This window comes from Acidovorax sp. sif1233 (assembly GCF_019218755.1).
Taxonomy (GTDB): domain Bacteria; phylum Pseudomonadota; class Gammaproteobacteria; order Burkholderiales; family Burkholderiaceae_C; genus Acidovorax.
The window spans coordinates 112066-125257 of record NZ_JAHUWZ010000001.1; the positions used below are offsets into that span (position 1 = coordinate 112066).

Consider the following 13192-nt stretch of genomic DNA (forward strand, 5'->3'; position numbering starts at 1 on the left):
GGTCCTTTCTACGTGCGGGGGGCGTCAGGGCGGGGCCCAGACCGCACAATGCGGCTGGTCAATTACAACATCTGCCCATCACCACCATGATCGCGCGCTGGCAACGAACCCTGCTTCTGTTCATCCTGCTGACCATGGCCGCCTGGCTGGTGTGGCAGTGGCCGCATTCGCCCTTGCGTGCCGTGCTGGGGGCGTTGCTGCCCCTGGGGATATACCTCGCGGTGATGGCGGTGGAGTTTGTGCTGATGCACCTCACCAACCGCCAGGACGCCGCGCCCCGTGCGCGCCTCTCCCAGGTGCTGGCCGCCTGGTGGGCCGAGGTGTGGGTGGCATTGATGGTCTTTGGCTGGCGCCAGCCGTTTCGCCACCAGTCATTGCCCGACTGGCTGCCTGCGCAGCCGACCGGAAAGCGCGGCGTGGTGCTGGTGCACGGCTTCATGTGCAACCGGGGCCTGTGGTTGCCGTGGTTCGCGCCATTGCAAGCCCGGGGCCATGCCCATGTGGCGGTGAACCTGGAGCCGGTGATGGGCTCGATTGACGAGTACGCCGACATCATCGAAGAGGCCGTGCGCAAGGTGACGGCGGCCACGGGCCAGGCGCCGGTGTTGCTGTGCCACAGCATGGGCGGGCTGGCGGTGCGGGCCTGGCTGCGCGCGCACCAGGCGGACGGGCGGGTGCACCGGGTGCTGACGCTGGGCACGCCGCATGGCGGCACGTGGCTCGGGCGCTTCAGCCGGGCGGTGAATGGGCGGCAGATGAGCCTGGCGGGGGACTGGGTGGTGGCGCTGCAGCGGGCCGAGCCGGCGGGGCGGGCGGCGTTGTTTACTTGCTGGTATTCGAACTGCGACAACATCGTGTTCCCGGCGAGCACCGCGGCGTTGCCAGGGGCGGACAACCGGTTGGTGGAGGGCGTCGCGCATGTGCAGATGGCGTTTGATGCGGGGGTGATGAAGGTGTGCCTGGAGGAGATGGGGCGGGGGTGATCTTTGATTGTTGTGGATTCTGGTGCTTGTCTATCAAGCGCTCGCAGCTATTGTTTTTATAGTTCACGCCGTGCCTGAGTGAAGGGCGGAGGCCGGGATGTCGCCCCGGCGGGCGAGGTACTTGTTCTTTGCTTCGCCAAAGAAAAGTACCCAAAAGAAAGGCGACCCACAGTCTGCGACCCCTTCGCGTTGCGAAGGGGCAAACCTGCGTCGGTGCGGTTGCGGCGTGCGCCGTGGAACTCGCTGTGCGCTGGCGCGCGCCGCTCGGACAACCACGGCGAGTCAGAGCACGAGGCATGGGCGCTGCGACGCCCATGCTCACCCCGCAACCGCCCCGCCGCAGGCGCAGCCAGATGGGGGTGGGGAGCGAACAGCCAAACAGCCAAACAGCCATACGGGCCATCGCTGCGCTCGGCCACGCCTGCGCGGCGCGTGGCGCTTGCGCCCGCGAGATGGGGCCGAGCGCAGCGATGGCCCGAAGGGATGTCCGCACCCCGGGTTCCCTTCAGGATGCGCCGAGGAGCGCAGCGGCCAGCGGATCAGGGCTCGCGATTGTCTGAGCGCAACGCAGTGGAGCGAGTTCGAGCGAGACCCCGCTGGACGCGAGCACCGCAGGTTGCCCGCAGCGAAGCGAAGGGACGCAGCGTGCAGGGTCGCCTTTTCTTTGGTGACTTTCTTTTGGCGAAGCAAAAGAAAGCCACTGCGCCGCCGGGCGCACACCCCGGCCTCCGCCCTTTGTTCAAGAACGGCGCAAGCTATAAAAACAATAGCTAATAGGGATTGATAGAAAAGCGCAAGAGCCTTATTTCACTCAAGAATCAAGCAACCACCGCATCCCGCTCATCCGCCGCAAACTCCGGCAACCCCCGCAGCCGCTCATAGATCGGCGCAAAGTCCGCCGCCGTCATCTCGAACAGCTGCTCGAAACTGTCGATCACGAAATACGTCTGCTGGTACGTATCGATCTTGTAGCGCGTGCGCATGGTGCGCTCCAGTTGCAGCGCAATGCGCTGTGGCTCCGGGCTCTGCACGGAATACGCCAGTTCGCCCGAAGAACTCAGAATCCCCGCGCCGTACGCCCGCAACTGCCCCGCCTCGCGGATCAACCCGAACTCGATCGTGTACCAGTACAGGCGGCTCAGCATCTCGCACGACCCCAGCCCCTGCGCCTTCAGCCCGCCCTGGCCATAGCGCTGTACATAGTCCGCGAACACCGGGTTGAACAGCAGCGGCACGTGGCCGAACAGGTCATGAAAAATGTCTGGCTCGACGATGTACTCGAACTCCTCGGGCTTGCGGATCCAGTCCGTCACCGGGAACTTGCGGTTGGCCAGCAGCGTGAAGAAGGGCACCTCGGGGATCAGGCCGGGCACGCCCACCAGCTCCCAGCCCGTGGCCTTGTAAAGGCGCTCGTTGACTTCCTCAAAACGCGGAATGCGGTCGCTGGCGCCCAGCGAGGGCAGGGCGTCGATGAACGCCTGGCTCGCCAGGCCCGGCAGCAGGGCGCGCTGGCGCTCGTACAGGCGGCGGTAGGTGTCGTGGTCTGCGGCGGTATAGGCCGCGTAGTCCTGCGGGCAGGTGTAGTCCTCGCTGGCGCGCGAGTAGTCGCCCCGGGGTGGGCGGGTGGATTGGCCATAGACGACGGGGGCTTGTCCCATTTTTTGCTCCTTGGCCGTCCTGGTGCGGCGCGCCGGGTGGCGCGCACCTGCCCGGGCGGCGGTTATTCGATCTTGATTTTTGCGGCCCGGATCAGGAACTCGTACTTGCTGTTTTCCGAGCGCACGAATTGCGCGAACCCGTCGAGCGTCAGCTCTTCGGGCGTGATGCCCATCTTCTTGAACTTCTCCTTGCCAGCGGGCGACTGCATGGCCGCCGAGAACGCGTTGGCGTAGCGGCGCGCGTCGGCGTCCGGCAGCGAGGCGGGCGCGAACAGGCCAAACCAGGTGGACACGTTGAAGCCCTGCACGCTGTCGTTGATGCTGGGCACGCTGGGCAGCGACTCGTTGCGGCTGAGCGTGGTCACGCCCAGCGCCAGCAGCTTGCCCGACTGGATCTGCGGCAGCGCCGAGGCCAGGTTGTCGAACACCATCAGCACCTGCCCCGACTCCAGCGCCGCCAGGGCGGGCTTGGAGCCCTGGAACGGCGTGTGGCCCATGCGGGTGTTGGTGAGCGACTTGAACATCTCGGCCGAGATGTGGCCGATGCTGCCGTTGCCGCCCGAGCCGTACTTGGCCTGGTCCGGGTTCTTCTTGAGGTACTGCACCAGGTCCGGCGTTGTCTTGATGCCCAGCCTGGCGGCCTGCTCCGCGTTCACCACCAGCACATTGGGCGTGCGCGCCACCAGCACGAGGGGCTTGAAATCCTTGAGCGGGTTGTACGGGAAGTTCTTCTTGTACAGCCAGGGGTTGACCGCATGCGTGGCCACCGCGCCCATCAGGATCTGGTTGCTGGTCTTGGGTGCCTTGGCCACCTGGTCGGCCCCGGTGCCCCCGCCGGCGCCAGGCTTGTTCTCCACGGTGATGGAGCCCAGCTGGGCTGCGGCGCCTTCGGCCACGATGCGTGCCGAGGTGTCCAGCGGGCCGCCGGCAGGGTAGGGGACCACGATGGTGAGGGGGGCGGACGGGTTCTGCGCCTGCGCCGCCGTGGCGGCGCAGAGCAGGACGAGAACAACACTGGACAAGGTGCTACGGAGCGACATCGGGATCCTTTTGAGTTCCGGGGAGCGCGCAGTATAGGCATCTGGTCAGGGTTAACCCGGGATGTCTGATGTCTTAGGTGTTGAGCACCCCACGGCGGATCTGGTCGCGCTCCAGCGATTCGAACAGTGCCTTGAAGTTGCCTTCGCCGAATCCGTCGCGGTAGTCGCCTTCGCGCTGGATGAACTCGAAGAACACCGGGCCCAGCATGGGCGTGGAGAAGATCTGCAGCAGCAGGCGCGGCGTGCCGTCGGCCGTGGTGCCGTCGAGCAGGATGCCGCGCGACTGCAGCTCGGGCACGGGCTGGCCGTGGCCGGGCAGGCGGGTGTCCAGCATCTCGTAGTAGACGTCGTTGGGCGCGGTGGCCAGCGAGACGCCGGCCATGCCCAGCTTGTCCACCACGTCCTGCAGGTTGTCGCAGATCAGCGCGATGTGCTGGATGCCTTCGCCGTTGAACTGCATCAGGAATTCCTCGATCTGGCCGCCGCCCTGCTTGGACTCTTCGTTCAGCGGGATGCGGATCTTGCCGTCGGGCGCGGTCATGGCCTTCGACGTCAGGCCCGTGTACTCGCCCTGGATGTCGAAGTAGCGGATCTCGCGGAAGTTGAACAGCTTCTCGTAGAAATTGGCCCAGAAGCCCATGCGGCCCCGGTACACGTTGTGCGTGAGGTGGTCGATCAGGTTCAGGCCGTGGCCCACGGGGCGGCGGTCCACGCCTTCGATGAATTCGAAGTCGATGTCGTAGATGGACTTGCCGTCCTCAAAGCGGTCGATCAGGTACAGCGGCGCGCCGCCGATGCCCTTGATCGCGGGCAGGCGCAGCTCCATGGGGCCGGTGGGGATCTCGATGGGCTGGGCGCCCAGCTCCAGCGCGCGGTTGTAGGCCTTGTGCGCATCCTTCACGCGGAAGGCGAGGCCGCAGGCCGACGGGCCATGCTCGGCGCCGAAGTAGGCCGCCTGGCTGTGGGGCTCGCGGTTGAGGATGAAGTTGATGCCGTTCTGGCGGTACAGCACCACGTCCTTGGAGCGGTGCTTGGCCACCAGGGTGAAGCCCAGCTTCTCGAACACGGCTTCCAGCACGCCGGGTGTGGGCGAGGTGAATTCGACGAACTCGAAGCCCATCAGGCCCATGGGGTTGTCCCAGGCTTCCAGCTGGGTGGCGGTTGTTGGGGGCAAGGCGGCGTTCATGGGGTGTCTCCGGCATTCGTTGAGGAATGCCATGGACTGTAGGCGTGCCCTGCCTCATGTTTCTGGCGAAATCAAGAGGCTTTGGCCTTTGATTTGCAGGAATGTTGCGAATGGTCAAAAAATGGCGCAGGACAGGCGCGCCACCCGGGCGCACCGTCGAATGGCACCGGCGCCCTGCGCTCAGGAGCCCGGCGTGGCCGGCGGGAGCTTTCGCAGCGCCAGGGCGGCATCGAGGCGCTGCTGCTCCTGCGGTGAGAACAGCTGCTGGCGCAATGATTCCAGTGCCCTGCCGTCGCCCGGCTGGGCACGGGCCTGGCTGTACTGGTCCAGGCGCTGCTGCCAGCTTTGCTCCTCCCGGTCCAGCTGGGCCATGGCGTGGGCCGCGGCCTCGCCGTACTGCGCGCTGCGCGCGGCGTGGCGGGTGCGTTCGTCGGTGTTTTGTGCGTTGAACGCGGCGGTCTGGGCCGCCGCGCTCAGGTGTTCGGTGGCCGCTGCGCGCTCCGCGCGGCGCGCCTGGGGCAATTCGTTCTCTGCATCGCGCAAGGCCTGGGTGCGCTGTTCGGCGGTGAGCCGGGGGTTGCGCTCGATCTCCAGGCGCGCCAGCGTGTAGCGGTCCAGGTCCGCCTCGCGGGCGAACAGGGCGTCGTGCTCGGGGCCGTCAAAGAACTGCTGGCGCACCTTGTGGCGCGCCTCCAGCGCTTCGCGCAGCGCGCCGGGGTCGGTCGGGTCCGGGGGCGTGCGCAGCTGGCCCAGCGCCACGCGGTAGTCCACGTAGCGCTCGGCCAGTGCCAACGCCCGGGTGGCCAGTGCCGCCGGGAAGTGCTTGCCCACCAGGCCCGCCAGGCGCTGCTTGAGCGTGGCGGGGTCCGCCGCGCCGCCGTCCTGCGCCTCCATCAGCAGCGCCTCCAGCGTATCGCGCAGGCCGTGCACCAGCAGGGGGTCTTCGTGGCGGTCCGGGCCGGCGGCGCGGCGGGCGGCGAAGAAGCTGCTCTCCATCGGCCGTGCCGAGCCCGACGGGTTCTGGCGCGCGCTGCCGGCCTGCGGGCCGGCGCCGCCGGCGCCTGGATGCGGGTCCTCCGCGCCCTGCAGGCCGTGCGGGGCCGTCCACCAGACCACGGCGGCCGTGGCGGCGGCCAGGGCCACTGCGGCGGCGAAGGCGCGGGACCTTTTTTCCACGGCTTACAGGCCCTGCGTCTTGAGGCGGTTGGCGTGCTGGCGGTACAGCGTCACCGGGTCGGTGGAGAACCAGTCGCGCAGGCCCAGCAGCTGGTTCACTTCGTCCAGGTGGTTCTGCCGGTGGTCGCCCAGGTGTTTGCCCAGGCGCGACGAGCAGGCGGAGACCAGGCCGTCGTTGGCCTCGCCAAAGACCAGGCTGAGCACGCTCAGCAGGCCATCGCTGGCGTCGAGCACGTTGGTCAGGGGCTGCGTGCCCGTCCAGGAGTAGTAGCGCACGCCGTTGGCCAGCTCCGCACCGCTGCCGCAGCCGCTGGGCAGGGCCTGCGGAAAGCGGCGGTTGAAGTCCGTGAGCCCGGCGGTGGTCAGCGAATCGAGCGCGGCGGTCGGCATCTGGGGCAGGGCCGAACCTCCGGACGTGAGGTTGATCAGGCTGACCAGCGCCCTGGCCGCGCCGCTGGCCACGGCCTCCGACACCGAACCGGCGGGGGCCACGCCCCGCAGGATGTCCGCCACGCGCGATCCCTTGTTGACCCCGCCCACCGAGGTGACCGACGCCACCAGCTGCGGCGCGACGCCCGCCACATAGCGCGTGGTGGGTCCGCCATGGGAGTGACCCACGAGGTTGACCTTGGCCGCTCCGGTGATCGCCAGGATGGTCTTGACCTGCGCCAGCAGCTGCTCGCCCCGGACCTCGGTGCTGTTCGCGGCGGACACCTGCGCCACGTAGACCTTCGCGCCGCCCTGGCGCAAGGCGTCGGGAATGCCATAGAAGTAGTCGATGCCCAGGGCCGAGTCGAAGCCGAAAAGGCCGTGCACCAGCACGATGGGGTAGCGCGTCTGCGTGTAGCCGCTCTGGGCCTGGGCGCTGGCCCCCAGGAGCAAGAGCCCGGCGCTGGCCGCCAGCGCGAGGCGCCGCAGAAAGCGGCTGAGGAATCCGGTCATGTGGTTGTCTCCGTTGGATATGGTTTTTGTGCCTGCGAAAAACGAACGACCGTGCGTTTTTGCGGGATTCATTCTTCTGGTCCGGGCGTGGTGTCACTATCGGGACATACCCCAGCATGCAATATGGCAAGCGAAAAATCCGCAGATTCCATAAAATCCTGCGCCATGCAAGCCTCAAGCGCACTCGACAAGCTGGACAGGGCCATATTGCGCCGTCTGCAAGAAAATGGCCGGGAGACGTATGACGTCATCGGTGAGCAGGTGGGCCTGTCGCCCAGCGCGGTGCTGCGCCGCGTCAAGCGCCTGGAGGAAAGCGGGGTGATCGACCGCTACGTGGCGCTGGTGCCCCCCGAGGCCGTGGGCCTGGGGCTGACCGCCTACCTCAATGTGCGGCTGGAAAAGCACACCGAAAGCCACAAGCGCAACCCCATGGACCTGTTCCGCGCCAGCGTGCAGACGTGGCCCGAAGTGGTGGAATGCGCATCGCTCACGGGCGAGATGGACTACCTGCTGCGCGTGGTGGTGGCGGACATGGCGCACTACAGCCGCTTCATCATGGACACCCTGCTCAAGCACCCCAGCGTGCAGGACTGCAAGACCAGTTTCGTGCTCGACCGGGTCAAGGCCACCACCGCCGTGCCGGTGTGATGGCCTCGCGCCCCGGGCCGCTTGCCGCGCGATGGCCGCCGCTATACCCTTGCGGGCGGCCGGCACCCGGCGCTGCGGGGCCGGGATGGGTCGCGCAGAAGACATCCGTGGGCCCTGGTGCGAGGCAATTGCTATGGATTTGGTAGCTTCTCGCGCCCATGGACAAAGCGCCAAGAGCTATTTTCTGCCTTGATTTGAGGCATCTCACTACTTTGTTGCAATGCAGCAATTTGCACTGGAAATAATGAGGGAAAACCCTTATATTTACAGCCATGTTCGCAACGAAAGACTGGCTCAAGGCATCCTGGCACGCAGGCAGGGACATGCTGCGCCCGGTGACGGGCGGCCCGTCTCCCCATGACACCCACGCAAAGCAGGAGGTGCCCATGATGGTTCCCATCCGCGCCCTGGGCCCGTCCTACCGCGAGCGGATCACCCAGCATCTGCTGAAGCTCGAACCGGCGGACCGCTATCTGCGCTTCGGCTACGCGGCCAATGACGAGCAGATCCGCCGGTATGCCGAGCACCTCGATTTCAACCGCGACGAGATCTTCGGCATCTACAACCGCCGCCTGGAACTCATCGCGATGGCCCACCTGGCGTTCTCGGAGCATCCCGAGCACAAGCACTGCGCCGAGTTTGGCGTTTCCGTGCTCAAGCAGGCGCGGGGCCGTGGTTTTGGCGCACGCCTGTTCGAGCGCGCGGTGATGCATGCGCGCAATGAAGGCGTGAACATGGTCTTCATCCATGCGCTGTCCGAGAACACCGCGATGCTCAAGATTGCCCGCAAGGCGGGCGCCACCGTGCGCCGCGACGGCTCGGAGTCCGAGGCCTACCTCCAGATCCAGCCCGCCAGCCTGGACACGCGCATGGCCGAGATCGTGGAGCAGCAGTTTGCCGAGGTGGACTACCAGATCAAGAAGCAGGCCAAGCAGTTCTGGGATTTCCTGGCGGGCGTGCAGGAAGTGCGCAGCGGCGTGCAGCACGCGCGCCACCAGTCCGCCGAGTGACCAGCGGCGGGCCCGGGCCGCAAGGCGCGGGCGCCATGGCGCGCTGTCACAACAATCCGCTATCCTAGGGGCCTGATTCACTACCCGCACGTCCTCAGTGTCTGACCCGCACCCTGCGCACCCCGGGCGCTTGCCCGAGAGGGAAGACAAGCGCACCTTCCTGCAGAAAGTGGCCGAGTTCATCCATCCGGGGCCGGACTCCACGGAAGAGCTCATCGAAACCCTGGCCGAGGCCGAGGACAACGAGGTCATCGGGGCCGAATCGCGCGTGATGCTCGAGCGCGTCATCCGCATGGCCGACATGACGGCGGGCGACGTGATGGTGGCCGCGCCGCGCATGGACCTCGTCAACATCGACGCGCCGTTCGACGAGCTGCTGCACCTTGTCATCAACACCGCGCATTCGCGGTTTCCGGTGTACCAGGGCGAGCGCGAGAACATCATCGGCATCCTCATGGCCAAGGACCTGCTCAAGCTGCAGCGGGCGCCCGAGCTGAACATCCGCGCGCTGCTGCGCCCCGCCGTCTTCGTGCCCGAAAGCAAGGGCCTGAACGACCTGCTGCGCGAATTCCGCGGCAACCGCAACCACCTGGCGATCGTGATCGACGAGTTCGGCCGCGTGGCCGGGCTCATCACCATCGAGGACGTGCTCGAGCAGATCGTGGGCGAGATCGAGGACGAGTTCGACATTCCCGAGGACGACGGCGACATCTTCGGGCTGGCCGACCGCACCTACCGCGTGAGCGGCGACACCTCGGTCGAACGGGTTTCCGAGGCGTTCGACGTGCTGGTCCAGGGCAGCGACCCCGACGAAACCTTCGACACCATCGGTGGCCTGATCGCCCACGAAATGGGCCATGTGCCCAAGCGCGGCGAGCACCTGCAGCTGGGCGGGCTGCACTTCGTCGTGCTGCACACCAAGGGCGGCGCCGTGCGCTGGTTCAAGGTGTCGCGGGTCGAAGACGCCAGCGCCGGCGGCTGATGGCCCGCGCGCGCACGACGCCGGGGCTGCCGCTGGCCCTGCAGGCGCTGCTGGCCGTGGCTGCCGGCGTTGCGCAGGCGGCCTCGCTGGCCTGGCCGTGGAGCGGCGAGCCCCTGTGGTGGCTGCAGATCGCCTCCATGGCGGTGCTGGCCTGGCTGGTGCGCCCGCAGGCCACCGCGTCCGTGGCCTGGCGGCGCGGTGCCGCCATCGGCGGCCTGTTCGCCACGGCCTGGCTCGCGGGCACGTTCTGGTGGCTTTTCATCTCCATGCACACCTACGGCGGGCTGGCCGCGCCGCTGGCGGTGGCGGCGGTGCTGGGCCTCGCGGCGTTCCTGGGCAGCTACTACGCGGTGATGCTGGGGCTTTTTTGCCGCCTGGCGCTTGCCAACAGGGCGCTGACAGCTATTGTTTTCGGAGCGTTCTGGCTGCTGGCCGAACTGGCGCGCGGCACGCTGTGGACGGGTTTCCCGTGGGGCGCGGGCGGCTATGCCCACGTTGACGGGCCGCTGGCGGTGCTGGCGCGCATCCTGGGCGTGTACGGCATCGGGGCGGTGGCTGCGATGCTGGCGATGCTGGCCGTGCAATGGCGCCCGGGGGATCTGCGCCACTGGCGCCTGTGGGGGCTGGCCGGCGTTCTCGCGGCGGGCCTGGCGGGCGCCACGCTGGAGCGCCATTGCGCGGTGAACCTGTGCCACACGCCGTCGGCCCGCACGGCGCCGCCGATGACCCTGGAACTGTTGCAGGGGAACATCCCGCAGGACGAGAAGTTCCAGCAGGGCAGCGGCGTGCCGATGGCGCTCAAGTGGTATGCCGACGCGCTGCGCGACGCCAGGGCCGACCTGGTGGTGGCGCCCGAAACCGCCATCCCGCTGCTGCCCCAGCAGCTCATGCCGGGCTACCTGGAAGGCATCCAGCAGCGCTACGCGCAGGGCTCCCAGGCGGCGCTGCTGGGCATTCCGCTGGGCAGCGAAACGCTGGGCTACACCAATTCGGTGCTGGGCATGGGCCCCGGCCACCAGAAGACGCCGTACCGCTACGACAAGCACCACCTGGTGCCGTTCGGCGAATTCATCCCGCCGTTCTTCAGATGGTTCACGGCCATGATGGACATCCCGCTGGGCGATTTCAACCGCGGAACCGTGGGCCAGGCACCGTTTGCCTGGGCAGGCCAGCGCATCGCCCCCAACATCTGCTACGAAGACCTTTTTGGCGAGGAACTGGGCGCGCGGTTCGCCAACCCGGCGCAGGCGCCGACGGTGTTCGTCAATTTCAGCAACATCGGCTGGTTCGGCGACACCGTGGCCATCGACCAGCACCTGCACATCAGCCGCATGCGTTCGCTGGAATTCGAGCGCCCCATGGTGCGCGCGACCAACACGGGCGCCACCGCCATCATCGACCACCGGGGCGTGGTCACCCACCAGCTGGCGCGGCACACGCGGGGCGTGCTCAAGGGCGAGGTGTGGGGCCGGGGGATGGATGCCGCCAGTGGCTGGCACATCACGCCGTACGCGTGGTGGGTGTCGCGCTGGGGGCTGGTGCCCCTATGGATCTTCGGGGGGCTGGCCCTGGTTTTTGCCCTGGTGGCGAGGCGGTGGCAGACGGTGCGCGGGAATTGATCCAGGTCATGTGCTGCCGGGGTGTCCCGGTGCCTTGCCGGGCCAAAACCGGGATGTGTCTTTCTCTGCCTTGATAATGGAGCCCCACAAGCGGGGGCTTGTGTTTGCATACAACGATGATTTGAAGCGGGCCCACCGCTGTTCTGGAGCACGACTGAAGATGGCTGATTCCTTTTCCTACGAACAACTGATCGCCTCGGGCGAGGGCCGGCTGTTCGGCGCTGACAGCGGGCGCCTGCCGCTGCCGCCCATGCTGATGTTTGACCGCATCACGCACATCGACAGCGATGGTGGCGCGCACGGGCTGGGAAAGATCCGCGCCGAACTTGACGTGCGCCCGGACCTCTGGTTCTTTGCCTGCCACTTCCAGGGCGACCCGGTCATGCCCGGCTGCCTGGGGCTGGACGCCATGTGGCAGCTCATCGGCTTTTACCTGACCTGGCTGCAATTGCCTGGCCGCGGCCGGGCGCTGGGCGCGGGCGAGGTCAAGTTCACCGGCGAAGTGGGCCCGGACGTGAAGCTCGTCACCTACGAAATCGACATCAAGCGCGTCATCAAGCGCAAGCTGGTCATGGCCATTGGCGATGCCCGGCTGCTGGCCGATGGCAAGGAAATCTACGTGGCCAACGACCTGCGTGTGGGCTTGTTCAAACGCGAGGAAGATGGCGCCGCACAAGGAGCCGCAGCATGAAACGCGTGGTGATCACGGGCGCGGGAATTGTCTCGTGCATCGGCAACGACATGGGCACCGTCACGCAGTCGCTGCGGGAGAGCCGCTCGGGCATCCGTGCCATGCCGCAGTTCACCGAGCTGGGCATGCGCAGCCAGGTGGCGGGCGTGCCGCAGATCAACCTCGAAGAGCTGATCGACCGCAAGCAGCTGCGCTTCATGGGCGATGCGGCAGCCTATGCGCACATCTCGCTGGCCAACGCGATCGCCGAATCGGGCCTCACGCCCGAGCAGGTGTCGCACCCGCGCACCGGCCTCATCATGGGCTCGGGCGGCGGCTCGCCCGCCAACCAGATCGAGGCGGCGGACATCCTGCGCAGCAAGGGCATCCGCCGCGTGGGGCCCTACCAGGTCACGCGCTGCATGAGCTCCACCGTGTCCGCCTGCCTGTCGACCAACTTCGGCATCAAGGGCATCAACTACTCCATCACCTCGGCCTGCAGCACCTCGGCCCACTGCATCGGCGCGGCCGCCCAGCAGATCGCCTGGGGCATGCAGGACGTGATGTTCGCCGGCGGCGGCGAGGAGGTCACCTGGGGCATGGGCCTGCTGTTCGACGCCATGGGCGCCATGTCCAGCGCCTACAACGCCACGCCCGAGAAGGCCTCGCGCGCCTATGACGCCAACCGCGACGGCTTCGTGCTGTCGGGCGGCGGCGGCGCCGTGGTGCTGGAGAGCCTGGAGCATGCGCAGGCGCGCGGCGCCACCATCCTGGGCGAGGTCATCGGGTTCGGCGCCACGTCCGACGGCGCCGACATGGTGGCCCCTTCGGGCGACGGCGCGATCGCCTGCATGCGCCAGGCCATCTCCACCGTGAGCGAACCCATCGACTACATCAACACCCACGGCACCTCCACGCCCGTGGGCGACGTGCCCGAGCTGCGCGCCATCCGCGAGGTGTTCGGCGACGCGATTCCGCCGTTCTCGTCCACCAAGTCGCTCACCGGCCACTCGCTGGGCGCCACGGGCGTGCAGGAGGCGATCTACTGCCTGTTGATGCTGCGCCAGGGCTTCATCGCGGGCTCGGCCCACATCGAGACGCTGGAGCCCGCCGCCGAGGGCATGCCCCTGGTGCGCGAGACGCGCGATGCGCCCATCCGCACGGCACTGTCCAACAGCTTCGGCTTCGGCGGAACCAACGCCAGCCTGGTGCTGCGCCGCTGGGATAACTGAGCCGCGAGGTTTTCAGCGCAACCCGCCATCCTGCGAGGGATGGGCG

At 67.4% G+C, this 13192-nt stretch carries 12 protein-coding genes; 7 read left to right on the forward strand and 5 right to left on the reverse strand.

Going from position 1 to position 13192, the window contains the following annotated elements:
• The first annotated feature begins 86 nt into the window (after positions 1-86).
• Complete coding sequence (locus tag KW843_RS00520; protein ID WP_218293155.1) at positions 87-983, forward strand: triacylglycerol lipase; 897 nt, start codon at positions 87-89, stop codon at positions 981-983.
• Positions 984-1801: 818 nt separating this feature from the next.
• Here KW843_RS00520 and phhA read toward each other — a convergent pair.
• The 5 genes from phhA to KW843_RS00545 all read right to left on the reverse strand — a co-directional run bounded on the left by phhA (position 1802) and on the right by KW843_RS00545 (position 6985).
• On the reverse strand, positions 1802-2641 hold the full coding sequence (phhA, locus tag KW843_RS00525; protein WP_218293156.1) for a phenylalanine 4-monooxygenase: 840 nt from the start codon (positions 2639-2641) through the stop codon (positions 1802-1804).
• Between the two features lie 62 nt (positions 2642-2703).
• On the reverse strand, positions 2704-3681 hold the full coding sequence (locus tag KW843_RS00530) for a tripartite tricarboxylate transporter substrate binding protein (RefSeq protein WP_218293157.1): 978 nt from the start codon (positions 3679-3681) through the stop codon (positions 2704-2706).
• Positions 3682-3754: 73 nt separating this feature from the next.
• Positions 3755-4867 carry a 4-hydroxyphenylpyruvate dioxygenase gene (gene hppD, locus KW843_RS00535; protein WP_218293158.1) on the reverse strand — a complete coding sequence of 371 codons (1113 nt, stop codon included), beginning with the start codon at positions 4865-4867 and terminating at the stop codon, positions 3755-3757.
• A gap of 180 nt (positions 4868-5047) precedes the next feature.
• On the reverse strand, positions 5048-6043 hold the full coding sequence (locus KW843_RS00540) for a lipase secretion chaperone (protein ID WP_218293159.1): 996 nt from the start codon (positions 6041-6043) through the stop codon (positions 5048-5050).
• Positions 6044-6046: 3 nt separating this feature from the next.
• Positions 6047-6985: a triacylglycerol lipase gene (locus KW843_RS00545; RefSeq protein ID WP_218293160.1), complete on the reverse strand. Its 939-nt coding sequence runs from the start codon at positions 6983-6985 to the stop codon at positions 6047-6049.
• A 165-nt stretch (positions 6986-7150) separates the two neighbouring features.
• Between KW843_RS00545 and KW843_RS00550 the strand changes: the two genes are divergently transcribed.
• The 6 genes from KW843_RS00550 to fabB all read left to right on the forward strand — a co-directional run bounded on the left by KW843_RS00550 (position 7151) and on the right by fabB (position 13146).
• Complete coding sequence (locus KW843_RS00550; protein ID WP_218293161.1) at positions 7151-7633, forward strand: Lrp/AsnC family transcriptional regulator; 483 nt, start codon at positions 7151-7153, stop codon at positions 7631-7633.
• 272 nt (positions 7634-7905) lie between these two features.
• A complete protein-coding gene (locus tag KW843_RS00555; RefSeq protein ID WP_218293162.1) occupies positions 7906-8643 on the forward strand; it encodes a GNAT family N-acetyltransferase in 738 nt (245 codons plus the stop codon).
• A gap of 97 nt (positions 8644-8740) precedes the next feature.
• Positions 8741-9625, forward strand: coding sequence for a CBS domain-containing protein (locus KW843_RS00560; protein ID WP_218293163.1), 885 nt, complete (start codon positions 8741-8743; stop codon positions 9623-9625).
• Positions 9625-11244 carry an apolipoprotein N-acyltransferase gene (gene lnt, locus KW843_RS00565; protein WP_218293164.1) on the forward strand — a complete coding sequence of 540 codons (1620 nt, stop codon included), beginning with the start codon at positions 9625-9627 and terminating at the stop codon, positions 11242-11244. Before KW843_RS00560 ends, lnt begins: the two co-directional genes overlap by 1 nt.
• 160 nt (positions 11245-11404) lie before the next feature.
• Complete coding sequence (gene fabA, locus KW843_RS00570) at positions 11405-11935, forward strand: 3-hydroxyacyl-[acyl-carrier-protein] dehydratase FabA (RefSeq protein WP_218293165.1); 531 nt, start codon at positions 11405-11407, stop codon at positions 11933-11935.
• Positions 11932-13146, forward strand: a complete 1215-nt coding sequence (gene fabB / locus KW843_RS00575) for a beta-ketoacyl-ACP synthase I (RefSeq protein WP_218293166.1) — start codon at positions 11932-11934, stop codon at positions 13144-13146. The genes fabA and fabB overlap by 4 nt, the downstream gene beginning before the upstream one ends.
• The last annotated feature ends 46 nt before the right edge of the window (positions 13147-13192 follow it).